20 protein-coding genes are annotated in these 23,454 nt (G+C 50.2%); 9 read left to right on the top strand and 11 right to left on the bottom strand.

Translation table 11 applies throughout. From position 1 onward, the window contains the following. Window positions 1–52 precede the first annotated feature (52 nt). Window positions 53–1,639 carry a glycoside hydrolase family 20 zincin-like fold domain-containing protein gene (locus LLG46_10540; protein ID MCE5323736.1) on the bottom strand — a complete coding sequence of 529 codons (1,587 nt, stop codon included), beginning with the start codon at window positions 1,637–1,639 and terminating at the stop codon, window positions 53–55. A gap of 141 nt (window positions 1,640–1,780) precedes the next feature. Here LLG46_10540 and LLG46_10545 point away from each other — a divergent pair, with 141 nt between their 5' ends. Next, window positions 1,781–2,848, top strand: a complete 1,068-nt coding sequence (locus tag LLG46_10545) for a DUF2961 domain-containing protein (protein ID MCE5323737.1) — start codon at window positions 1,781–1,783, stop codon at window positions 2,846–2,848. 133 nt (window positions 2,849–2,981) lie between these two features. Here the strand turns inward: LLG46_10545 and LLG46_10550 are convergent, their stop codons facing one another. The 10 genes from LLG46_10550 to LLG46_10595 form a co-directional block, all read right to left on the bottom strand. Further along, on the bottom strand, window positions 2,982–3,332 hold the full coding sequence (locus LLG46_10550; protein ID MCE5323738.1) for a hypothetical protein: 351 nt from the start codon (window positions 3,330–3,332) through the stop codon (window positions 2,982–2,984). Between the two features lie 200 nt (window positions 3,333–3,532). Then, window positions 3,533–5,014 (bottom strand): rhamnulokinase, encoded by a 1,482-nt coding sequence (locus tag LLG46_10555; GenBank protein MCE5323739.1) that lies wholly within the window; start codon window positions 5,012–5,014, stop codon window positions 3,533–3,535. A 106-nt stretch (window positions 5,015–5,120) separates the two neighbouring features. Next, window positions 5,121–5,582: a hypothetical protein gene (locus LLG46_10560; GenBank protein ID MCE5323740.1), complete on the bottom strand. Its 462-nt coding sequence runs from the start codon at window positions 5,580–5,582 to the stop codon at window positions 5,121–5,123. Between the two features lie 218 nt (window positions 5,583–5,800). Continuing rightward, window positions 5,801–7,042, bottom strand: coding sequence for a 2,3-bisphosphoglycerate-independent phosphoglycerate mutase (locus tag LLG46_10565; GenBank protein MCE5323741.1), 1,242 nt, complete (start codon window positions 7,040–7,042; stop codon window positions 5,801–5,803). A gap of 285 nt (window positions 7,043–7,327) precedes the next feature. Beyond that, the gene (locus LLG46_10570) at window positions 7,328–8,053 is read right to left on the bottom strand and encodes a biotin--[acetyl-CoA-carboxylase] ligase (protein MCE5323742.1); all 726 of its coding nucleotides are present in this window, start codon (window positions 8,051–8,053) and stop codon (window positions 7,328–7,330) included. Between the two features lie 5 nt (window positions 8,054–8,058). After that, entirely contained in the window at window positions 8,059–8,910 is an 852-nt protein-coding gene (gene nadC / locus LLG46_10575; GenBank protein ID MCE5323743.1) for a carboxylating nicotinate-nucleotide diphosphorylase, read from the bottom strand. After that, the gene (nadA, locus tag LLG46_10580; protein MCE5323744.1) at window positions 8,907–9,806 is read right to left on the bottom strand and encodes a quinolinate synthase NadA; all 900 of its coding nucleotides are present in this window, start codon (window positions 9,804–9,806) and stop codon (window positions 8,907–8,909) included. Before nadA ends, nadC begins: the two co-directional genes overlap by 4 nt. A 374-nt stretch (window positions 9,807–10,180) precedes the next feature. Continuing rightward, complete coding sequence (gene radA, locus LLG46_10585) at window positions 10,181–11,554, bottom strand: DNA repair protein RadA (GenBank protein ID MCE5323745.1); 1,374 nt, start codon at window positions 11,552–11,554, stop codon at window positions 10,181–10,183. A gap of 103 nt (window positions 11,555–11,657) precedes the next feature. Next, entirely contained in the window at window positions 11,658–12,875 is a 1,218-nt protein-coding gene (locus LLG46_10590) for a DPP IV N-terminal domain-containing protein (GenBank protein ID MCE5323746.1), read from the bottom strand. Between the two features lie 180 nt (window positions 12,876–13,055). Beyond that, window positions 13,056–14,138, bottom strand: coding sequence for a Nif3-like dinuclear metal center hexameric protein (locus LLG46_10595; protein MCE5323747.1), 1,083 nt, complete (start codon window positions 14,136–14,138; stop codon window positions 13,056–13,058). A gap of 146 nt (window positions 14,139–14,284) precedes the next feature. On the opposite strand from LLG46_10595, the gene motA reads away from it, so the two are divergent. From motA to LLG46_10635, 8 genes are all read left to right on the top strand, one after another. Next, complete coding sequence (gene motA / locus LLG46_10600; protein ID MCE5323748.1) at window positions 14,285–15,175, top strand: flagellar motor stator protein MotA; 891 nt, start codon at window positions 14,285–14,287, stop codon at window positions 15,173–15,175. Window positions 15,176–15,189: 14 nt separating this feature from the next. After that, entirely contained in the window at window positions 15,190–16,056 is an 867-nt protein-coding gene (locus LLG46_10605; GenBank protein ID MCE5323749.1) for an OmpA family protein, read from the top strand. Window positions 16,057–16,130: 74 nt separating this feature from the next. Continuing rightward, window positions 16,131–17,474 (top strand): tRNA (N6-isopentenyl adenosine(37)-C2)-methylthiotransferase MiaB, encoded by a 1,344-nt coding sequence (gene miaB, locus LLG46_10610; protein ID MCE5323750.1) that lies wholly within the window; start codon window positions 16,131–16,133, stop codon window positions 17,472–17,474. Beyond that, a complete protein-coding gene (locus tag LLG46_10615; GenBank protein ID MCE5323751.1) occupies window positions 17,464–17,949 on the top strand; it encodes an NUDIX domain-containing protein in 486 nt (161 codons plus the stop codon). The genes miaB and LLG46_10615 overlap by 11 nt, the downstream gene beginning before the upstream one ends. Window positions 17,950–18,065: 116 nt before the next feature. Then, window positions 18,066–18,824 (top strand): hypothetical protein, encoded by a 759-nt coding sequence (locus LLG46_10620; protein MCE5323752.1) that lies wholly within the window; start codon window positions 18,066–18,068, stop codon window positions 18,822–18,824. Window positions 18,825–19,398: 574 nt separating this feature from the next. Next, window positions 19,399–22,005 (top strand): DNA mismatch repair protein MutS, encoded by a 2,607-nt coding sequence (gene mutS / locus LLG46_10625; protein ID MCE5323753.1) that lies wholly within the window; start codon window positions 19,399–19,401, stop codon window positions 22,003–22,005. 146 nt (window positions 22,006–22,151) lie between these two features. Continuing rightward, window positions 22,152–22,805 carry a CatB-related O-acetyltransferase gene (locus tag LLG46_10630; GenBank protein MCE5323754.1) on the top strand — a complete coding sequence of 218 codons (654 nt, stop codon included), beginning with the start codon at window positions 22,152–22,154 and terminating at the stop codon, window positions 22,803–22,805. Window positions 22,806–22,940: 135 nt separating this feature from the next. Further along, window positions 22,941–23,438, top strand: coding sequence for a hypothetical protein (locus LLG46_10635; GenBank protein ID MCE5323755.1), 498 nt, complete (start codon window positions 22,941–22,943; stop codon window positions 23,436–23,438). Window positions 23,439–23,454: the final 16 nt, after the last annotated feature.

Below are 23,454 nucleotides of genomic sequence, written 5' to 3' on the forward strand. Positions count from 1 at the left end.
TCCTGCTTATTCCTCTATTTTATAGACGCATGGCGAACGCACATGTTCCCACTCATTCGTCGACAATTGGAGGATGAACCACTCCAAAAGCCTCTTGTGCGTAGTATATATCCGTGAGTTCGGCGAATGAGTTTTTCAAGGTCGAACCACACAATCTGCCGCCTGTCTTGAACATTTCATAATCGATCAGCGCTCTCAAGTAAATTATGCGCCATCGCCATGAATTTCTGATATCGCCGCATAGACTGTCGTCTGCTTCTTTAATCAGTTCCCATGCCTTCGCCGAGTTCTCGCCGATCTGTTCACGGCAGTGATTTGATTCCAATATATCAATAGCCTCAGATGCTTTATCCACGACACCGGGCGAAAACTGGCTGGATATGTATTCTCTTATAATATTATCTGCTTGTCTGTCCTTATCCCAGTATAACTGGAGGCATATGACCTTGTTTATATCTTCAAATATACCCTCAGAGTATGGAAATCCACCTGCGAGTTTGTCTGATGCCTGGCTCCACAGCCTTTGAAACCTTGCAGGCAGTGGGTTGGCTCCATAGCCTCCCCATGGTCCTTGACCCCACATGCTGATCTCAGGAAAGTTGATCAGAGACAGATTGCCGGGGACCGGGTGATCGAGCGGATAACGCGGAAAGTCCTCATGCGCATCTGCCATTATGTAATCGACCCACTTATCGTCGGCCATTGATCTGCTCAGGCCTTCCCATTCGCCCGCATCTGGAGTGTCATACAGCCATGTCGACAAGATAAATTTTGCACCGGCAAACTTGCTCCGGACTATGCCGGAGACATCCTTTGAAATGTCGAGAAAACCCTTCGTTCCCCACGGCCAGCACATGTCGCATCCGCATCCGCCCTCGTCATATGGCCATGACACGAAGAAATCAAGCCCAATGTCCAAGAACTCGTCTGTCAGCCCATCCCAGAGCTTCAAAAGATATTTCCTGCTCTCGGGAATACTGGGGCACAGCAGGGTCCCGAGGCTGCCTCTTTTGTTTAGATCATCAGGAAACGGCTGGTAATAATACTCTTTGGGAGCATTCCTAAATCCTATATTCGGGCATTCGATCAGACCAACATCCAGCCCCAGGCGTTTTGCAGTCTGCATCAGCACACGTATTTTCTCAATATTGCATTTTGCCGCCGGGTCGTTGAAACCATCGAACTGCTGCGGTGGAAAATGGAATGCAATACTGTTTGCTCCCCACAGAGCTAGCTCCTGAAGATATAGTTCGACCTCATCTGCAGGCGCAGCCTCATAGAAATTATTAAAGTGGACTGCCATATATATGCCGCGGATATCGCAATCCGGGCTGGAACTGCCACGCCATGTGCTCGGCACAAAGCCATTGTCGAAGCTGGAAGTCCGCAAAAATTTCCCGACACCATAGAGCAACCCGCGTCCATCAGAGCCGACTATCTTTATTCCGTCGTTCGGTGCATCGATGATGCTGTAACTTTCTGGATGTCCGTCATTTTCGATCTCAAGAAATACACTCACATCACCAGGGCTGCCGACCGCATTGGAGCCTGAGCGCTGAGTTATTCTCTTTGCCAGGATAGCGGCTATATCATGTTCGATATTGTTTGGTTTGTGCACTATGTTTATGCTTGTGCCCACGAATTTCGGTCTCTCCAATCTGTGTGATTAAGCTCAGTTTGGCACATGGCAGACAGTTTGTCAATGAATTTGCTTGACCGTCATGGATATAAGTGCTACATTGTTGCATAATCGAATATCCATCAGGAGGAAATATACGAAATGAGCTTCTTCGAGACAGGTTTTCTGTCAAACGTCGCGAAGATAACCAACGCAAAAACACGCAGTATATCCGCCGAGAACCCCAATGGTGAAAAAGGCAAAGGCGCGATGGAAATTCCCCAGGCCGATAGTGCAGGGTCGATGCTGGGCCAGGGCTGGAAAATCCGCCCATGCATCTCCTTGGAACCGAATTCCAAGACAACAATAGCCGAAATAAAGGGGTCTGGCACTATCCGCCACATCTGGATTACGGCCAATGAAAAGACTTATCGAAACAGTATCATCAGAGTGTATTGGGATGGTGAGAAGATTCCTTCGGTTGAAGTCCCACTTGGTGATTTCTTCTGCTGCGGGCATGCCATTAGGACAAAAGTCGATTCGATCCCGATGGCCGTGAACCCCAGCGGCGGGTTCAACTCCTACTGGCCTATGCCGTTTAGAAAGAGTGCCAAAATCGAGATCGAGAACCAGTGGCATGAGCCGATTCATGGTTTCTTCTATCAAGTAGATTATGAACTCGACGATGTGCCCAGTGACGCTGCATATTTCCATGCGCAGTGGAGGCGCGCGGTCACTCCTATAGATGCGCCCGAGCATGTGATTCTCGACGGCATCAAAGGCAAAGGTCAATATGTGGGCACATACCTGGCCTGGACACAGCTTGCAAACGGCTGGTGGGGCGAAGGCGAGATCAAGTTCTTCATGGACGGCGACACCAAGTTCCCGACAATCTGCGGTACCGGCACTGAAGATTACTTCTGCGGTGCATGGTGTTTCCATGGTCCCGACGGCAGGGAGGAACCCTATTCCGGCTCCTACACCGGCATGCCGTTGGTTCGCCACATTGACAATGAGGTGCCGAAGTTCGGGTTATACCGCTGGCACATACCCGATCCGGTCAGGTTTGACAGTGATCTCAAGGTTACAATCCAGGCGCTGGGTTGGTGGCCGAACGGCAAATATCAGCAGCTTCAGGACGATATCGCTTCCACGGCCTACTGGTATCAGGTCGAGCCGCATGCCAAGTTTCCTGAGATACTGCCCGTTCACCTCAGATGGCCCAGATAGATTTAGTAATTTAGATTTTGTATTGAGTATTTGGATCTCTATGGTCGGGCACGATATCCATCGTGCCCGAAACATAACTACGCAGGCAAGTCCTTGAATTTTGCGGAGGCACTCTCCTTGATGGATTGCAATTTTACTTAGTGAACTGCTGCTTTAAGATTTTGCCGGTTGCTATATCAATTGTGCAATCATAGCCAGACCAAGTATACACAATCAATGGTTCCCGCGACACTATCTGGAGGTATGCATCTGCTATTCCATTTATTTGCACTTCCGGAAGCGCGGCGATCCACAACTGAGAACCGTTTGAATCCAGAGCGATAAGATTTTGGAAAGATTTTCCAAGATCGGCAGCGTCTTGTTTGAAGAGAACAATTATCGTTTTCCCCACTACGAATGCATCTTTAATGGGAAAAGGTAGGTCTATATGTCGACAATTCCATATTACTGAACAGTCAATAAACTCAATCGGTATAGTTGCCATGGTAATCGTACTCCTTTCTTGAAGCATGATTCAGGAATACGTCCTCTCAGCTCAAACTGCTCTAATCCACCTCGCGCACCCGGCATCCAATCTTTACCAACAATTCTTGATGGGTGGCGATCTCCGAATCGCCACCCTAAAACCAGATCAGGATCTCCGAATCCTGAATTTTCTGTCACCTGGTCACTCCAGAAACAAAACTACTTGGACAAGCACCTGAATGTTGCATAAGCGCTCTCAATTTCCGAAGACCGCGTCGGCGTATATGTGGTCAACTCGAATGAGTCTCGTATGATCTGCCTGGCTTCACCCAGGTCGGCAACCATACCTGTCCCAATAGCCTGCACCAGCACATTCCCGATTGCAGTAGCTTCCACGGGTCCTGCAATGACTGTTCGTCCCGTCGCGTCTGCAGTGAGCTGAGAAAGCAGCTTGTTCTGCGTGCCGCCACCGACTATATGGATCTTACCAAGTTTTTTGCCGAGCAGGTCATCGAGGTCTTCCATTGTGGCGCGATATGCCAGAGCCAGGCTGTCCAAAGCGCATCTGACGATCTCGCCCTTCGTCTCAGGGACTTTCTGGCCGCTATCACGGCAATAATTCTGTATGCGGCTTGGCATGTCGCCATGAGTGAGGAATACGGCGGCATTTGGGTTTACCACAGATACGAACCCTTCGCATCCAGCAGCCATATCGGTTATCTCTGCATACGATATCTGCTCGCCTGCATTGAGCCACGTCTGCCTGCACTGCTGCACGATCCACAGCCCCATAATATTATGCAGCAGCCTGATCGTGCCCGACACGCCGCCCTCGTTTGTGAACCCATGATCGCGGGACTTGTCATTTATGATTGGCTTATCGGTTTCAACTCCCATCAGGGACCATGTCCCCGAACTCAGATAAGCGTAATCCTTGTCCTTGGCGGGGACTGCCGCCACAGCGCTGCCGGTGTCGTGAGTCGCCGGAGCAATTACCTTTATATCAGCGCCCATGCCCAGTTCTTTGACCAGAGAATCTGAAAGCGTACCGATCACAGTGCCCGGCTCGACTGTTTTCTGGAAGATTGACGCGGGTATGCCGAGCTTTGTAATCAAGCCATATGCCCAGTCATTGGTCCGCATATCATAGCACTGAGATGTGGACGCTATCGAAAACTCGCATGACTTCACACCTGTGAGCCAATAGTTGAACAGGTCAGGGATAAAGAGCAGCGTCGATGCGCCCCTAAGAGCCGTCGCATGGTCAAGCGTCATGGCATAGAGCTGATATAGAGTGTTGAACGGCAGAAGCTGAATGCCCGTCGTCTCAAAAACCTTTTCCCAAGGCACTAATTCAAAGAGCTTTTCTGGAATGCCGTCCGTGCGCACATCCCTATAATGATATGGGTTGCCGAGCAGTTCGCCATCTTCGCCGAGCAGTGCGAAGTCTACACCCCATGTATCCACCCCGATGCCGTCTATCTTGCCGCCGGTTTTCTCAAGCGCAAGTTTGAGCCCTTGTTTGATCTCATCAAAGAGTCGCAGCACGTCCCAGTGCATATGTCCCAGGGTCGAGACGCATGCGGTGGGAAATCTGTGGATCTCATCCAGAGTCAATTTGCCGCTTTCAAGTGTCGCCAAAAGTGCGCGCCCGCTTTCAGCGCCGAAATCGAATGCCAGAAACTTAGAATCCTTAGCCATGATTTGCTCCGTTATGGGTTATGAGTTATGGTTTGCGCAGCATACTAGTACGGCAAAGTGTCGTGTTGAGAATAGATTCTTTTCGTTGAGCTTCCTCATTTGTGAATCATGTAAGGTCATACTCGCGAGGGCATTGAACTGCCGCCGTTAACCGGAATCCCTGTTCCTTTAGTTTTATCGCGGTGGGACCAACGTAGAATGCCTGTTGCTTAATGAGACTCTTCGTTAAGTACTTTTTGAAGAGCTTAAATATTACCTTCGCGTTGTCGCTCTGTCCTGTCGTATCGACCAGCCCGTGGATGATTATGCCACCTTCCCGCACTCCGCCTGACTGAAAGTGTATCGAATCGGGGTTCACTAATTGGTCAACCGCATACCTGACCCCACCGGATATCTGTGGTACCTCTCGAACCACAATTTGGGTGCCGATTGGGACAACCAGATACGAATCGCAACCAATAGCCGAGTCCTGCGTTGCTTGACCAAGTGTCGGAATCTCAAGCGCAGAGGAATACACTGGAAAACTGAGCGAAGTATGTAGACCGGTCAGCGCATAATTAAATTTCATCAGAACCTCGATTGAATGAATAACTGGTTCTAGATCCTCGCGCGTCGCATAGAAATATATCCGATGGCCTAGCATTCTCTTTGTCTTGCCTAACATTGCTTTTGATCTACATTGGCTTTCGCGGCTATTCTACTAGTTGGGACACGCCCGTGTCAATTGCTGGCACGGGCGTGTTTCATATCCTTCCAAATATCTTACCTGGAGGGTAAAACATTTTCCTACGCCCCGAATTTCTCCTGTACATTCATAAGCTGAGTGATGATATTTACCACATCGATGCCTCGAATGCGGCCAAGCCCACCAGACGTGACCGATCTCTCATCGAACTTATCGCACTTATCGGTGCGCACGCCCTCGCCCCAGAATACGATCGGCACAGGGTCGCCCGAGTGGTCCATGATTGCGCATGGCGTGGAGTGATCGGCTGTGAGCACAATATAAGTGTTTTCCGGCACATTGTCATGCAGATATCCGATCATCTCGTTGAGCTTCTTAATAACATCGAGCTTCGCCTGGGGGTCGCCGTCATGACCGCCGAGGTCGGTTCCCTTGACGTTGCAGAGCACGAAGTCATTGTCCTTGAGCTGCTCGACAATTGCCTTGGCCATGTTCATCACATTGGAGTCCAGCCCGCCTGTTGCGCCGGGGACCTCGGTGATATCCATGCCGACGTATTTTGCGACGCCATTGATCAGACCCGTCTCCGCGACACATGCGGCCTTAAGGCCATGCTCGCACTCGAAACTCTCTATATTAGGCCCGATCCCACCGCCTCTGGGCAGAATGATATTCGCGGGCATAAGTCCCTTGGCAATCCTATCCTTGTTGACCGGATGGTCCTTTAGAATCTCATAGGACTTTTTGACGAACTCATTGACTGCCTGAGCGGTCTTTGCTGCTGCGGCGTTATCAGGGTCGCATGGCTCACTGGTCAAAACAGCCACGCCCTCATGATGGGGGTCGGTGTCTGTGATCTCAGCGCTGAGCCCGGGTGCGCGGAGGATTAATGCGCCTCTGTGCGCCACCGATTCTTTGAAGATAACCTCGACACCGCTGCTGAGCTTCATACCATTTATGGCTGCAGCCAATTGATCCGTGCCGCTCTCAATCCGGCCAGCGCGGCGGTCTTTTATGACCATATTATCGTCCACGGTGGAGAAGTTGCACCTGAACGCTATATCGCCCTTCTTGACATCCATGCCGATCCCGGCTGCCTCAAATGGACCTCTGCCGGTGTAATATTTGTATGGGTCGTAACCCAAAATTGCGAGGTGGGATGTATCGCTGCCTGCGCGAATCCCAGGCGCTATAGGGTCCATAAGACCACACTCACCCTCGGCTGCGAGCTTGTCCAAATTTGGCTTATCTGCCGCTTCCAGGGGAGTTTTGTTTCCCAGTTCCTTAATCGGCCTGTCACCCAGACCGTCTGCGATCAAAAGCACTGCTTTCGGTGTTGCCATTACTTCCTCCTTATAATAGCTGAAAGTGGAGTGTGGAGAGTGGAAAGTTCAGAATATGCTGCTTTCCACTTTCGGCTTTCCACTGATATTAAGCTGCGATTATTTTGATATATGATCGGGCGCGATATCTGATCGCGACCGCAAAGAAATCTGCGATTTGACATCACAATATTCTCTTCCGGACTGGATCGGATATCCAGCCCGAACAAAGTATCCAACGCATGCTGATGCCGATGGTCGGGGGTATTCCTGCCCCCGACCCTGTATGAAGGGCATTCTTGCCCTTTACGTGTTTCTAATAACCCTGATTGCATCCGCCGCATGTATTGCATGCAGACTGCCGTCCGCACATTTGACGATAAGCGCGCCCGATGGTTTCACGCCATCTATGGTCCCCTCGATCGAACCAGCCTCTGAAGAAACCTCGACCATACGACCGATGCCCCACATGCGTTCTCGCCACCGTCTCAAGATTTCGTCGAACCCACTTGAAAGATAATGGTCGTACACTTCAAGCACTTTTGCAGCAAGACGCTCGCATGCCTCGTCTATATTCGACTGATGCCCGGTCTCGATAGCGACGGAGGTGGCCGTATCCTTTATTTCATTTGCCATCTCGACCTGATTTACATTCAATCCTATCCCGGCTACCGCACCGGAGCCATTTACTGTCTCGACGAGAATTCCTACTATCTTTCTATCGCCCACCAGCACATCGTTCGGCCACTTGAGAGCCGGTTCAAGATTGTGATTCATCTCAAGATAGTCCGCGACACCAAGTGACATTACGAATGTCAGCTCGCCCATTTCAGATATGGGCCTGCCCGGTGTCAGTATTACGCTTATCATCGCGCAATCGCCCGGCTTATCTATCCAGCTTCTGCCGCGCCTGCCGCGTCCACTGCTCTGCGATAGCGCAGTAACGACCGTCCTCTCAGGTTCGCCCCGGCGCAGCATCTCGATTGCTATATCATTGGTCGAAGTCACCATGCCGTAGCGATGGATTCGCATAGGGATCACACTATGTCTCCAACGATCTCCAGGTTGATGTCCATCGCAGGAGCGGAGTGGGTGAGTGCGCCGACTGAAATCAAATCCACACCTGTCTCGGCAATTTCTTTGACACTCTTCAGGCTCACTCCTCCGGAAGCCTCCAGTAATACCTTGCCGTCGGTAAATGTGACTGCTCTGCGCATCTGGTCGAGAGGCATATTGTCGAGCATGACTATGTCTGCCCCGGCTTTGATCGCTTCCTCAAGGCCGTTGATATTGGTAACCTCGACTTCGATCTTGAGAGTATGTGGAGCGCTGTCTTTTGCTGCCTCTATTGCTGCCGTGATACCCCCTGCAGCAGCGATATGATTGTCCTTGATGAGAATGCCGTCGTCCAAGCCGAACCTGTGATTATATCCGCCTCCGCAGGTGACCGCGTATTTTTCGAGCCGCCTGAGGCCGGGTGTGGTCTTGCGTGTGTCGACGATACGCGCCTTGGTGTGTTTGACCTGGTCGACATACTTTGCTGTAAGAGTAGCGATACCTGACATTCTCTGCAAAAAGTTCAGAGCCACCCTTTCGCCCGTGAGGATTGTCCTGGCCTTGCCGGAAACATTGCCGATCACGGTCCCGGCCTTTACATGCTTACCGTCACGGATCAATGGCTCGTACATCGTCTGAGTAAAGAACTCGTGAAAGACGACCCATGCCAACTCCTGACCAGCAATAATTCCGCTCTCTTTGGCAGTAATAACGCCTCGAGCGGTCATGTCATTTGGAATGGTGAGCAGCGTGGTAATGTCGCCGCTGCCCACGTCTTCCGCTATTGCACTTTTGACCACGGATTCCAGGTAGACAGGGTCCAGTCCGATCATATGGCAATCATCCCCTCTATTGCAGCGCGCGCCTTTTCAATTACATCAGCGGACAATGTGATCTCATACTTCATGTCCTCAAGGCTCCAGAGGACCTTCTCAAGCGTAATCTTCTTCATGTTCGGACAAATATTGAGCGGGCTTGGGTTATAGAAAATCTTGTCCGGGTTATCCTTTTTGAGACGATGGAGTATGCCGCGTTCGGTGCAGACTATAAACTCCTTTGCATCGCTGCCGCTTACAAACCGTATCATACCTGATGTGCTCTCGACACCGTCCGCCAGCGCAATTACATCCGGTGTGCACTCGGGATGAGCGATCACCAGCGCATCAGGATGAGCATGCTTAGCGCGCATCACGTCCTGCGAGAGTATGCGGTGATGCGTGGGGCAAAATCCTGAGTATGTGATGACCTGCTTGTTTGTCTTTGACGCTACATATGCCCCGAGGGACTTGTCCGGCACGAAGAGTATCGTGTCGGCAGCCATAGACTCGACTATCTTCACTGCATTAGCTGATGTGCAGCAGATATCGCTTTCGGCTTTGACCTCTGCGCTTGTATTGACATATGCCACCACCGGCAGACCGGGATGCATCTTCTTGAACTCCCTGAGCTGATTGGCATTTATCATGTCTGCCATCGGGCAGCCCGCATGCAGATCGGGGATCAGAACGGTTTTGTCCGGTGAGAGTATTTTGGCGGTCTCAGCCATAAAGTGCACACCGCAAAAGACAATCACTGCCGCGTCCGTCTGTGCGGCTTTGCGCGAAAGCTCGAGTGAATCGCCCGTAAAATCGGCTATGTCCTGCACCTCGCCGAGCTGATAGTTGTGCGCAAGTATTACCGCGCCGCGCTCGGCCTTGAGTGCTTGTATTTTGTCTATTAGTTCGCTCATTAAATAATTTCCTATTTGAATCACGAAAGCACGAATGTGCGAAAACACGAAATTCTATTTTCGTACTTTCCGATAGTACCAAGAATGGTGCGCTGACCAATTAATAAATTAAGTTATTTGCCATGTTATTCCGAGTGCAGTGAGGAATGACAGAGCAAGATGCAACCTTATAGCAAAGGTAAATAAACTTGTGTCATTCCCGCAAAAGCGGGAATCCAGACACCTCTCTTCCGTCGAAGCGCCTGTTCCTGGATTCCCAGTCAAGCTGGGAATGACATATAAGCTTAACCTCCGTTTTGAATTGCAGCCGACAGAGCAATATGCACTTCTTTTCTTGCGTTCTTCATTTTGTGTTTTCGTGATAAAAACCCGCTTTATCCCGAAAAGGCGCTGTCTATCGCTGTCTTTACTGTCAGCACCCCTGCAGGCTCGATCTTGATAGATTTTGAAATCTTGGTTGCGCTGCGGCCTGACATAATGCATTTGTCGAAGCCCAGCCGCGCTGCCTCTTTAAGTCGTTTTTCGGCCTGGCCGACTGCCCGCACCTCACCTGCAAGCCCTATCTCGCCGAGAGCGATAGTGCTGTCGTTTATGCTGCAGTCCGACAGGCTCGACGCTACGGCCAGCGCGACCGCCAGGTCGGCTGCAGGCTCGATGATCCGCACGCCACCGGCCACATTTACGTAAATATCCTTACCCGAAAGGTTAAGTCCGACACGCTTTTCCAGCACGGCAAGGATCATCAAGAGTTTATTATAGTCGATGCCGGTGCATGTGCGCCTCGGGCTGGGGAAATAGCTGGGCGCTACCAATGCCTGTATCTCGACCAGTATAGGCCGCGTGCCTTCCATAGTCGAAGTCACAACCGATCCCGACCCATGCTCCGGCCTCTCGGCGAGCAGCGCTTCAGACGGATTGGGCACCTCGACCAGCCCGACCTCACGCATCTCGAAGATGCCGAGCTCATCCGTCGAGCCGAATCTGTTCTTGACCGCGCGCAACACACGGTAGCTCTGATGCCGGTCTCCCTCAAAGTATAGCACGGTATCGACCATGTGTTCCAGAACCCTCGGACCCGCCAATGAGCCTTCTTTGGTGACATGACCTACTATGAAAACAGGTATTCCGGCGTTTTTTGCGATCCGTGCAAGGGCAGCAGTGCAAGTTCTGACCTGGCTCACAGTCCCAGGCGCGGATGCGAGGTTTGGATCGAACATGGTCTGTATGGAGTCGATTATCACGTATTGAGGAGCAACATTATCGACATAGTGCTCCACGCCGTGGATGTTCGTCTCCGAGACCACGTAGAGCATCGGCGAAGCTATCCCGATCCTGTTGGAGCGCAGCTTTATCTGTTCAGCCGACTCTTCACCAGATACGTATAGCACTTTGCCATTACTTGTGCTTAGATGATTAGCGACCTGTATAAGTATTGTGGATTTTCCTATACCTGGGTCGCCACCAATGAGAACCAGCGAACCCGAAACTACGCCACCGCCAAGCACACGGTCGAACTCCGATATGCCACTGGATATTCGCTGAGCGCCGGTCGCTGTGAGGTCTGTAATTGGTGTAGGAGTGGCGAATTCGCCGGAAAATGCTGTGGCGTGCTTACTGACGGGTGCTTCAGGCGCAACGACTTCTTCGACCAGGCTGCCCCATTCGTCACAGTCCGGGCAGCGCCCCAGCCATTTGGGTGATTCGTAGCCGCATGATTGACAGACAAACTTTGTATGAGTTTTAGCCATAGACTTAAACAAACGGGGCAATCAGACCCATGTCTTTTCACCCCATTTCCATTCGGTATATTTTAGCAGAAGAGCGGAAGGGCTTCAACTGTTTCAGAGAAGCTCATTCCATCCAAAAAAGTCTAGTCGGTGCGCCCGATGTCCAGATATTACGATAAAACGTAGTGGATTTTCCGGTTTTTACATCAACCGCTCTTGCGTCCGGCCGCCAGATGTCTTTAGTAAACGGGTTCGGATGTCCCAGATAAGCTATGAAGCACCCGTCGGGGCTCCATGCAATGCAATTGGAACATATCGAACCCGGCACTCTAGTTGTTCTCTTGTGTCTGCTCGAACAGTCAATTACGACAATCGTATTGTCTATTACCCATGCAACCTGTGCCTTGACTGGGCAAGATGCAAAATACCATGCGTCCTTTAACGGAGTGACAGAACCTGTTTCCAAGTCTACCAGTATTGATTTGACCGCGGATTGTGTTGCATTGTTGCCGAGACTGACTTCATATCGATGCGCAAGGGCAGCATATCGATTGTCGAATGAAAAAGCTGCCCGATCAATCCCATCCATATACTTATCGAGGTCCTGCAGTTTCTTTTTCGACTCGAGATCGTATATGACCTGGCGACCGCGAAATGTGCAGCAGATCAGCCCACCATCATGCGACATTCCAACAGGATCGGACAATCCATCCGGCAAGTTCACATAGTCTTTCTGCCAACTGCCGTCAATATATCGTAGATGCAGCAACTTATGAGGCATCAGGCCGATTATTTGTCCATCCGCCAGCAATAAAAAATTTTTGATTCTTTTCTCGTCCGAATCAAGAGGGCTGGTTCGCAGCCCAAGCTCAACTACATCCTGCAGTTTTGGAGGGCTGGATGAGATGTTAAGAATCTGGAAATCATTGCGATATTCATGCATAACAAGTTTTCCGCTGACAGCTCTCCTGATGTTTGGGTTCTCATTGCCTATCTGGGGCAGATAAATCACAGCCAGAAGTATAGCCGTTAAAAGCGCATAGCTTGCGGTGTTCATTTTTGCCGATATCACGAACGACTGTCTTATCGACCTCGGCAGTCTCATCCGATTGGAAAATACAAACAGGATTAAGCCTTCTGATAATATTGTCAGGACATAACATATAGGCAGGCCGGGCCATAGCTCTGTGCCCTGCGGCATAAAGAATGTGCCGAAGATACTTGTGACTGCATTTATAATAACCAGGCCGCCAAAAGGTGTTTTTCTTCCTTTTGTGTATCTGCGCACGACCAGCGCTTCGACGCCTGAGATCACAAGCAAAACCGGTATAGTGACAATCATCGTTACGACCAACAATGATGCCGCAAGGGGAGACGTGATAACTTGAACGAAGCTGGGTATCCATATATTTGCTTGAGCTGTTGAGGGGACAAATAACATGACAAAAACTGCAAATACAGTCCATTTCCAGTTCTGCGATACAATAGGTCTTGTAATCACGTTCTGTCCTTCCGCAAATATCTATTCGATGTAATGAATTTCCATCCCGCATCCGGCGTAATTGGCCTTGAGCCTCTGAGTGATAGCGATCATGCCGGGCCTCTCAGTCTCGAAGTGACCTGCGTCTATTATTGCAAGGCCATATGCATTCGCGTCTAGTATGTCGTGATGTTTGGTGTCGCCGGTTACGAACACATCGGCTCCCGCATCGAGCGCATCTTTGAAGTGCGACGACCCGCTGCCGCCGAGCACTGCGACTTTTCGCACAGGCTTACTGAAATCGCCCTCCACCTTCAGCCATTTTACTGCAAGGTCGGTGCGTACCTTCTCGGCGAAGTCCTTCAGGCTCATTTCATGTTCTAGAGTGCCGACGCGGCCATAGCCATATATGATCGGGTCATTTGCAAGTTGATAGAGGTCATATGCGACCTCATCGTAAGGGTGTTTTTCGATCATAGCTTCGACGACTGCATCCAGCCATGATTCGGTACAGATCATCTCCAGTCGGAATTCCTCAACCTCCGCGAGTTTGCCTATATCACCCACATATGGATCGGCCATAGGCAGCGGCACAAACGATCCTGTCCCACTCACACGGAAACTGCAGTGAGTATACTGGCCGATCCTGCCGGCGCCAGCCTCGGCCATGGCGTTGCGGACGCTTTCGACGGCCTCTTCAGGGACGAATGTGACGATTTTATAGAATGTGTCCTGCCTGCGGTTTGTGAGAGGCTTGCAGCCTGTCACGCCCAGCAGGTCGGCCAGGATATCGTTTACCCCACCTGGGGCTGTGTCATAGTTCGTATGCATTGCGTAGAGCGCTGTATCGGACTTAATGAGTTTGATTACGCGATTTGCTGTTATCTCATCCGGCGTGAGCGACTTGAGCGGCTTATATATCAACGGGTGGTGCGACACGATCAGATCGGCATTCATCCCCAGCGCACGGTCTATTGTGTGAGGCGAAACATCCACCGTGACACAGATTTTCTTTACTTCACGGCTCTTGTCACCAACATGCAGTCCGACAGGGTCGCCATCTTCGGCCAGTTCCGGTGGAACCCAGTTCTCCAGTTGTTCGATTATGTCGGCTATGATCGGCATCAGCAAACCTCCGATCTTATGTTCCCTTTTTTTGCCTTAAGCACCTTCTCAGATATAAATGCCAAATTCCCGTGGTGAATGGCGCATATTTGATGGAATGATTTTTATAGTGCAATTTTTAGTTCCAAGGAAGGGTTTATTGCCTGATGTTTGTGCTCGTTGGCATCGCAATAGTATTCGGCAGCATCCTGGCTGGATTTACAATGCACGGGGGCAAGGTAGCCGCCCTCATGCAATATACCGAGTTTATTATAATAGGTGGAGCCGCGTTTGGAAGCGTGGTAATCGCCTATTCCCTCAAAGACGCCATAGCTATGGTCACCGTGGGTTTGAAACTGATGAAGGGCAACCCATTCAAGAAAGAAGTTTTCCTCGAACTGCTTCAGGCGATGTATGAGTTTTTCATGGTCGGGCGCAAAGGCGGACTCATAGCTTTGGAAAAGCATGTGGAGAACCCGCAGGAATCGGAGTTGTTTCAGAAATACCCGACATTTCTGCAGAACCATCATGCCTTGAACCTCTTTGCCGACACGCTCAAACTTGTCGTAATGGGCGGCATCAGTGTCTATGACCTTTCGGATATGATGGACATAGACCTTGAGGCGCAGCATGAAGAGTCGATGAAGATGAGCGGTATGCTGACCATGGTTGCCGACTCCATGCCCGGCTTCGGAATTGTGGCTGCGGTCCTCGGCGTCGTTATCACCATGGCGGCCATCGGCGGTCCGCCGGAGGTCATCGGTGAGAAAGTGGCGGCTGCTCTGGTCGGCACGTTCCTGGGTATTCTTTTGGCCTACGGACTGTTCGCGCCTATGGCGAAAGCCTGCGAGGCGATCGCCAAGTGCGAATCGCAGTATATGGCATGCATAAAGAACGCAGTGGTCGGGTTTGCCAGAGGCGACGCCCCGCTGATATGCGTCGAGTTTGCCAGAAGAAACATCGAACCCGAACTCAGGCCCAGTTTCTCTGAGATGGAAGACACCTGCAGAGGCCGCAAGAAGGACGAAGGCTCGGAAGAAGTAAAGAAAGCCGCATAGTGAGAGTGAAGTAATTGGCCGAAAAAGAAGCAGCTGAAATACGGGTTATTAAGAGGGGCAAATCGCATGCAGGCCACCATGGGGGCGCATGGAAGGTGGCTTACGCCGACTTCATGACCGCCATGATGGCGTTCTTCCTGGTCATGTGGATCGTCGGGCTGAGCCAGAATATCAAGCAATCCGTTGCGGGTTACTTCCAGGACCCAGTGGGCTTTATGAAGGCAGTTCAGGGAGGCAAGGCGCCATTTTGTGTTTCAGACCTGGACAAAGGTGGTCCCGGCACAAAACCCCAAGAGGCAGCGGCGGACAGAGTGCGCTTGGCCAAGACGAAACAGACACTGGAAAATATCGTAGCAGGCACCCCAGAGTTTAAGAATATTAAGCAGTATGTTGACATCAGGCTTGTAAACGAAGGGCTTGAGATAGATCTGTTGGATGCAAAGGAGTCCATGTTTTTTGACAGCGGCAGCGCCAAGGTCAAACCCGCAACAAAACAACTTCTAGGTCGTCTTTCTCAGGAACTGACGAAACTGCCGAACAACGTGATTATCGAGGGGCACACAGACAATCGCCCGCTTGCGCGTTCAGATGGCTATACTAACTGGGAACTCTCAGCCGACCGTGCAAACAGCGCCAGACAGATCATGGAGAGCTGTGGCCTGCGCGAAAAACAGATAGACCAGGTGCGCGGTTATGCTGCTACTCATCCGCGCGATTCTGCACATCCTGAAAGCTACACAAATCGACGTGTGAGCATCATTGTCGTACTCAAGGGGATGGGCGAAGTGCCCACTGTCGGCACTGCTGTCGATAAGGCTATCGGCACGAAAACAAAGGCTATAGACTCGTCCGATCCGGTCGGCATCAGCGGTTCCAAATAGTCTTGTATCCTTGCACGAAAAGTCGCATTTTGCTACCATGGCTGCAGTGAATTTACCTGCAGATTTGGAGCAAAATGACCACCACTGACCTCAAATTTATTGTATTTACCTGGGGCTGCCAGATGAATGAAGACGATGCCGAGCAAATAGCAAACATTCTGATGAGTATGGGCTATTCGCCTACTGACGATGAGCGCCAGGCCGATATAGCGATGCTGGTCACATGCAGCGTTCGAGAGAAGCCCGAAGAGAAAGCCAAGAGCAAACTCGGCATTCTCCGTGAGATCAAGGCCGATAAGCCCGAGATGATAATAGGTGTCTGCGGATGTATGGCTCAGCGCGAGGGCGAAAAGCTCAAAAAGGGCAGGCCATACCTCGACCTTGTGGTCGGCACGGCCAATATCTGGCAGATTCCCAGCCTGATACAAGATATCCAGTATAATCGCAAGTTCAAATCCGCGCTGGATTTGCCGGAAACGATTGCCGATACTCTGACAATCCCGCCCAGGGTCGACAGGGCAGGGCAAGCTCTCAAGAGTTTTGTGCCGGTGATGTATGGCTGCAACAATTTCTGCGCATACTGCGTGGTGCCATATGTGCGTGGACGTGAGAGGAGCCGGCCTCTGGCCGATGTGGTTGCCGAGGTCGAAAGACTGGCGTCAAACGGCCGCAAAGAGGTGACTCTATTAGGCCAGAATGTCAACTCATACGGCGCCACACTTGACGATCATGTCGATTTTGCTGACCTGCTATATGCTATAAGCGGCATAGCGGGTATCGAGAGGATCAGGTTCACGACTTCTCACCCCAAAGACCTTTCCGATCGCCTGATAGAGGCCATGCGCGACCTGCCCAATGTCTGCGAGCACATCCACCTTGCCGTCCAGTCGGGCGATGACGAGGTCCTTCGGCGGATGAACCGCAAATACACGTCGGACCACTTCCGTGAACGTGTCGCTGCGCTGAAGAATGCAGTGCCGGATATTGCAATTACCACCGATTTCCTGGTAGGCTTTCCTGGTGAGACAGACGAGCAGTTTGCAAACACGTTGCGTCTGGCTGAGGATATCAGGTTCGATGCGGCATTTATGTTTGCATATAATGTGATCCCGAACACAGCCGCCGCAAATCTGGACGGCCAACTTACAAAGAAAGTCAAAAATGAGCGCCTCGGCCGTCTCATAGATATCCAAAACCGTATTACTTGTGAGATCAATGCGAGTCAGGTCGGCAACATATACGAAGTCCTGGTCGAGGGCGTGAGCCAGAAGGACCGCACGCGCATCACGGGTCTCACTCGCCAGAACAAAACGATAAACTTCAAGGGCGATGAGAGCCTTGTGGGAAAACTGGTTAATGTAAAAGCCATAGAATGTCATTTATATGGCTTTATAGGCATGTCATGTGATGGATATTAGGGAAATAGCAACAATTAACAATAGGATTTACGAAATCACTTGGCATGGTACGCATATTCTTCCACCACGCAGTCAGATCACACAAGTAAGTGCTGTTTGCTATACTTCCAGCAAGCAAATTGTAATGATCAGTTCTGATGGTCTACACTGGGGAATACCGGGCGGCCATCCGGAGAGCGATGAGCCTTTGGACATTGCTTTAAGTCGGGAAGTCAGGGAAGAAGCCTGCTGTGAGATTGAAAAGGCGCAATTGCTTGGTTGGCAGCATGTGTGCGACTTGGACAACAATTCTATTCATTACCAGCTTAGGTATTGCTGTCTTGTAAGTGTTCATGCATTCAACCCTGAACACGAAATCACTTATCGTCAGCTAGTACCTCCTGATCAATTTCTGTGTATACTAGAATATGGGAAATCAAAGCTTGCTGTAGAGATGCTCCGGCTCGCGCAGAAGATAGTAACAAATACAAGCTAACTAGCTAATTATAATGTTTCGAGAAACCTGTGCGTTGTTTTATGCCTCCAGGTATCCTATCTGGAGGCTGGAATAGTCAGGTTGCTCTCCAGGAAAGGTAAAAGGAATGATGCACAGTGCAAGATGAGTTCCGACCAGGGATAGAGCGTGCTCTTGGTTTATGCCGGTTGCGTTTTGGCGACCGGCTCAAAACGGTTGTATTAGGTGGCAGTGTTGCGTTTGATGAGGCTCTGGCCGGAGTGTCCGACATGGACTGGTTTGCCTTTACAACTGATGAACCAACGGAAGCTGATTTGCGCTGGCAAGTAAAGACAAAGCAAATGCTGGAGCGCGATTATCCTGTAGTCTCGGAATTCAGCCTTGGGGTATTTCCTGTGGAGCATTTACGCAAACAGGATAGCTGGCGATTCATTATCAAATATAACTCTATCAGGCTCCATGGTGCGGATATAATTGCGGAATTGGAAAAAGAGGGTATTACGACACCGCCACCGTCTATCGAATTGCTCAAGTCGCGTATTTGCTGGACCGAGCCGATGTGGCAATGTGCCTGCGGCGGAAAGATACCTGATAAGTTGTTCAAGACCCCTGATGATCCATTCCTTGCATCAAGAAAAATAGCTCGTTACTTTGTCTTGCTAGAAGGCGCATATCTATTGATGCTCGATGGAAGATTTGTATCGTTTCGGCAGTCGGATGTGCTTGATGGATTAAGAATGGCGTATCCTGAATGGAAGATGATTTATGATCTGACGCATAGGGTGTCAAATGCTCCACATGAGGTCTGCATGTTGCCCGAAGTCTTGATATCGACTATCAAGCCGTTCGTAAGCTGGATGATTCAAAGAGTCAAAGATGCTCCGTGTGCTTGCTAATTCAGATGTCTACATTCTACACACAGTTTATACAGCATATATGCTGATCGGCAATGGTTTTAAGTTATAATTTGGTATTGAAAGCACGTATCGGGAATTTATTCCCAATACGCCAATCCATATGATATCTGCGGAGGTGAAGATGTGATAGTGCCGGGTACAATCGCTTCCTGTCTTGGAAGTATAGTATCTTTGTACGGGGTGTTTAAGGCTAAGCGGCGTGACACGCGAACGGGATTCTATTTTGCCTTTGTTGGATTTGGTATGTTGGCCTATGTGACGTTGGTGCCGGTGGCAGAGTACCTTACAAGCATAGCGCTAATTTTGTTGCTTGGAAGCTTGCTCACATGGTTACGACCTCTGATTGACAGCCTATGACTCAGCGCGGCAGCAGGTCCGTTTTATGCCTCCAGGTATCCTACCTGGAGGCTGGAGTAGACAGTGTAAATCCCTCCATGAAAGATTCCTGGAGGGATACAATACAATGGAAGCACGTATCATACTACAGAGCATAGGCAATAGGCAATAGTCCTGTTGCCTATTACCTGTTCCCTGTGCCCTATATGGAGAAAAGATGCAAGCTAAAAAAGTCACTCCCATGGTGGCTCAATATCAGGCCATCAAGGATCAATATCCCGATGTAATACTGATGTTCCGCCTCGGTGATTTCTACGAGATGTTCGGCGAAGATGCCGAGGTTGCCAGCCGCGAGCTTGAGATAGTGCTCACCAGCCGCTCCCAGGGATATGCTGCGGATGTGCCTATGTGCGGCGTGCCGTATCACGCCGTGGAGCGATATGTCGCCAGGCTCATCTCCAAGGGCTATCGTGTGGCAATTTGCGATCAGCTCGAAGACCCCAAAAAGACAAAGAAGATAGTCAAGCGCGGCGTCACTCGTGTGGTCACGCCCGGCACAATCCTCGAAGACGGCATGCTTGACGCCAAGGCCAATAATTATCTGGTCGCTCTGGCCAGCGAGCCGGATATATACGGCGTGGCGGTGGTCGATGTATCCACAGGCGAGTTCGCAGTGACCGAGATAGACGCCAAACACGGTTCACAGAAGCTTATAGAGGAGCTTGGCAGGCTCTCTCCGGCGGAGGTCTTGATAAAGGAGATGGAGCTTGACCTCTCCGATCCGATACGTCGTACGACGGGTGCGGCAGTCACTCGGTATGAGGACAACTCGATATATCGCAAATCGGCCAAGGAGATGCTCACCGAGCACTTCCATACCGATTCTCTTCGGGGATTCGGTGCTGAGGATATGAGCGCGGGTCTGGAAGCGGCTGCGATGGTCATCGACTACCTCAAGCAGACCAATGCCAATGCGCTTCAATCCATATCTACTATGTCCACATATTCGACCAGTGGTTTTATGGTATTGGATGCTGCGGCACGGCGCAATCTTGAGCTTACTCACTCTATGTCCGCCGATACACGTGGAGCTAGTCTGCTTTCTATCATAGACAAGACCCGCACTGCCATGGGCGGCCGCACATTGCGCAAATGGCTCGATCAACCTCTGCTCGACGTTCGTCAAATCAATAAACGCCTTGACAGTGTGGAGGAATTATATAACGATGCGATGATGCGTGGTGAAGTCCGCGAGATACTCGGCAGCGTTCAGGACCTCGAACGACTGATGTCACGAATAGTAGCTGAGAGCGCCAATGCGCGCGATCTGGTTGGCCTTGCACAGTCATTAAAGCAGCTTCCGAGACTGGTGAACGCCCTTCAAAACGTGTCGACTGAGCGTCTTAAAACTCTTTCCGCTGCCATTGAATTTCTTGATCCGCTGATTGAACTCATAGACAAAGCAATCGTGCCCGACCCTCCTATTTTGATCAGAGAAGGAGGGATCATCGCCGAGGGATATAATGCTGATTTGGACGAACTACGCCATGCATCGCGTGACGGCAAGAGCTGGATAGCGAGTCTTGAAGCGGATGAACGTGTGCGCACGGGCATTAAGAACCTCAAGGTGGGCTACAATTCAGTCTTCGGCTATTACCTGGAGGTCACCAAGTCCAATCTGAGCCTGGTGCCCGAGGATTACATACGCAAGCAGACCACCACCAATGCCGAGCGCTTCATTACACCCGGTCTCAAGGAGATGGAAGCAAAGGTTCTTGGTGCGGATGAGAAAGCCGCAGAACTGGAATACAAAGTTTTTTGCGAGGTGAGAAGCGCTGTAGCCGACGAAGCCCTTAAGGTCGCCAAGGTTGCGCGTGCAGTTGCTGAGATAGACGTATTGGCCTGCCTTGCTGAAATCGCATCAATAAAGAGTTTTGTCAAACCCACTGTCACTGACGACGACGTGCTTAGGATCAAAAACGGACGCCATCCAGTGGTCGAACACTTCATTGAGGAGCGCTTTGTTCCCAACGACACTCTGGTCAACTGTGATTCAGACCAACTTCTTATCATCACCGGACCGAATATGGCGGGCAAATCGACTTATCTGCGTCAGGTTGCGCTTATTGTGCTGCTGGCTCAGATGGGCAGCTTTGTGCCGGCGGACGAGGCCGAAATAGGTGTGGTAGACCGCATCTTCACGCGTGTCGGAGCGCATGACGAGCTTGCCAGCGGGCAGTCGACATTCATGGTCGAGATGAATGAGACTGCTAATATATTGAATAACGCGACGCGGCGGTCCCTAATCGTGCTCGATGAGATAGGACGTGGCACATCCACCTACGACGGCCTGTCGATTGCGTGGGCGGTTGCTGAGGAGATCAACAGACTCGGGGCCAAGACCCTTTTTGCCACGCATTACCATCACCTCAATGACCTCGAAAAGCAGCTTGATGGGATTAAGAACTACCGAATCGCGGTTCGAGAAGAGAAAGACCGTATAGTCTGGCTCCGCAAGATCATGCCCGGCGGCACGGACAAAAGCTACGGCATTGAGGTCGCAAGGCTTGCCGGTTTGCCCAATGAAGCAATAGAGCGGGCTAAGGAGATTCTCAAAGACCTGGAGTCTAATGGTGCTGCCTCACGAGCGACCGGCAAAGGCGCGAAAGTGAGCGCAAAGCGCGAGACTCTTCAACTGACCCTTTTTGAAGGCGAAAAGCACCCGGTTGTCGAAGAGATCGAAAAGCTGGACGTTGCTACTATGTCTCCTATAGAGGCCATGAACAAGCTCTACGAACTGCAGAAGCAAGTGCTTAAGATATAGTATTTGGTATTTTTTATTGATTATTGTTTTTATTCGGCCTGTGTATCTGATCTATATCGAATATGAGACCTTACGATGTTAGGTCGCAGAGTATTTTCCGGTCGTGATTGGATATCACACCTGAACTAAGACAAGAGTAACCAAAGATGACTGATAAATATAAAGGCAATATCCCTAACCCGCAGTTGGTCTACCCGCGCGTAAATGACAAGAGCACATGCTACCTCAAAAACGTCATTACAAACCCGAACATAACAGTCGGCGAATACACTTTCTATAATGATCCTGAGCATTGTCTTGATTTTGAACGTCGAAATGTCTTATATCATTATCCTATCAATAACGACAAGCTTATCATCGGCAAGTTTTGTTCGGTTGCCTGCGGCGCCAGGTTCATATTTAACTCGGCAAACCACACACTCAAGTCTTTGTCGACTTATCCGTTCCCGATCTTTTATGATGAATGGAATGGTGGCTTCAAGGTCAATGATGCATGGGACAACAAAGGCGACATTGTTATCGGCAGTGATGTGTGGATAGGATATGAGGCGGTGATTATGGCAGGTGTCAGCATAGGCGATGGTGCCATTATCGGAACCAGGGCTCTGGTCACAAAAGATGTTCCGCCATATGCAATTGTAGGCGGTATTCCTGCAAAGTTGATTAGGTATCGCTTTGATCAATCTGCTATCCAGAGACTACTGGCCTTGCAGTGGTGGAATTGGGACGCGGGTAAAATTGCAGCTAACCTGCCATACATACAGAATGCGGATATAGATGCACTGGAAAAAGCTGAATAGTTTGTTGTGCGGTCTGGATGTTTGATTCATCTCGAACAAAGACATAGCGATCAAACGAGTTAGTTTCGGAACTGAACTCCCGAAACACCCAATCTGCTTTGAAACCAACCGCATGAACTTCAGTTAAGGGTGAAAATGACAGTAAATGATCTTACAATTACAAAACACGACGTTCCATATTATTACCGTCCGCCGTTTATCTATCTGATGTTGATTGCGGTCCCTATAATGCTAATTGGCGTGCTGATTATTCCGGGATACGCCGCATTTGTATGTCCCGTGCCGAAGAATGTCATTGTTCAAGTTTCGATTGCCATTGTGATTGGATTGGCAGCCGGGTTTGTTGAATCGTGGCTAAATATATTGTCACTGACAAACAGTATAATGAGTCGGAAGAGTATGGGGTCCGGCAAGCTTACCATATGGCCGTCTGTATATGGAATCAAAGTAGTGTTGCTGGCTCTTGCCAGACTGGTTCTTATTGTTGGAGTGATGTATTGCTTTATATTGCTGCAGCGAGAGTTGTTCAAGTCTACGATAATATGGACGTATTCGATGTTTGTGTTAGTGAGCGGCATATATGTTTTTGATATGGTCAGAGTCTTGATCTGGTACAGAAGACTATCAGATTAAATTCATATGTGTTGTT

It is taken from the genome of bacterium (assembly GCA_021371935.1).
GTDB lineage: Bacteria > Armatimonadota > UBA5829 > UBA5829 > UBA5829 > UBA5829.

Excerpts from the sequence above, each read along its gene's own strand:
- LLG46_10545 (MCE5323737.1), top strand. The coding sequence starts at position 1,781 with ATGAGCTTCTTCGAGACAGGTTTTCTGTCAAACGTCGCGAAGATAACC.
- LLG46_10550 (MCE5323738.1), bottom strand. The coding sequence starts at position 3,332 with ATGGCAACTATACCGATTGAGTTTATTGACTGTTCAGTAATATGGAAT.
- LLG46_10555 (MCE5323739.1), bottom strand. The coding sequence starts at position 5,014 with ATGGCTAAGGATTCTAAGTTTCTGGCATTCGATTTCGGCGCTGAAAGC.
- LLG46_10560 (MCE5323740.1), bottom strand. The coding sequence starts at position 5,582 with ATGAAATTTAATTATGCGCTGACCGGTCTACATACTTCGCTCAGTTTT.
- LLG46_10565 (MCE5323741.1), bottom strand. The coding sequence starts at position 7,042 with ATGGCAACACCGAAAGCAGTGCTTTTGATCGCAGACGGTCTGGGTGAC.
- LLG46_10570 (MCE5323742.1), bottom strand. The coding sequence starts at position 8,053 with ATGCGAATCCATCGCTACGGCATGGTGACTTCGACCAATGATATAGCA.
- nadC (MCE5323743.1), bottom strand. The coding sequence starts at position 8,910 with ATGATCGGACTGGACCCTGTCTACCTGGAATCCGTGGTCAAAAGTGCA.
- nadA (MCE5323744.1), bottom strand. The coding sequence starts at position 9,806 with ATGAGCGAACTAATAGACAAAATACAAGCACTCAAGGCCGAGCGCGGC.
- radA (MCE5323745.1), bottom strand. The coding sequence starts at position 11,554 with ATGGCTAAAACTCATACAAAGTTTGTCTGTCAATCATGCGGCTACGAA.
- LLG46_10590 (MCE5323746.1), bottom strand. The coding sequence starts at position 12,875 with ATGATTGTCACTATACCGGTTTTGCTTGTGATCTCAGGCGTCGAAGCG.
- LLG46_10595 (MCE5323747.1), bottom strand. The coding sequence starts at position 14,138 with ATGCCGATCATAGCCGACATAATCGAACAACTGGAGAACTGGGTTCCA.
- motA (MCE5323748.1), top strand. The coding sequence starts at position 14,285 with ATGTTTGTGCTCGTTGGCATCGCAATAGTATTCGGCAGCATCCTGGCT.
- miaB (MCE5323750.1), top strand. The coding sequence starts at position 16,131 with ATGACCACCACTGACCTCAAATTTATTGTATTTACCTGGGGCTGCCAG.
- LLG46_10615 (MCE5323751.1), top strand. The coding sequence starts at position 17,464 with ATGGATATTAGGGAAATAGCAACAATTAACAATAGGATTTACGAAATC.
- mutS (MCE5323753.1), top strand. The coding sequence starts at position 19,399 with ATGCAAGCTAAAAAAGTCACTCCCATGGTGGCTCAATATCAGGCCATC.
- LLG46_10630 (MCE5323754.1), top strand. The coding sequence starts at position 22,152 with ATGACTGATAAATATAAAGGCAATATCCCTAACCCGCAGTTGGTCTAC.
- LLG46_10635 (MCE5323755.1), top strand. The coding sequence starts at position 22,941 with ATGACAGTAAATGATCTTACAATTACAAAACACGACGTTCCATATTAT.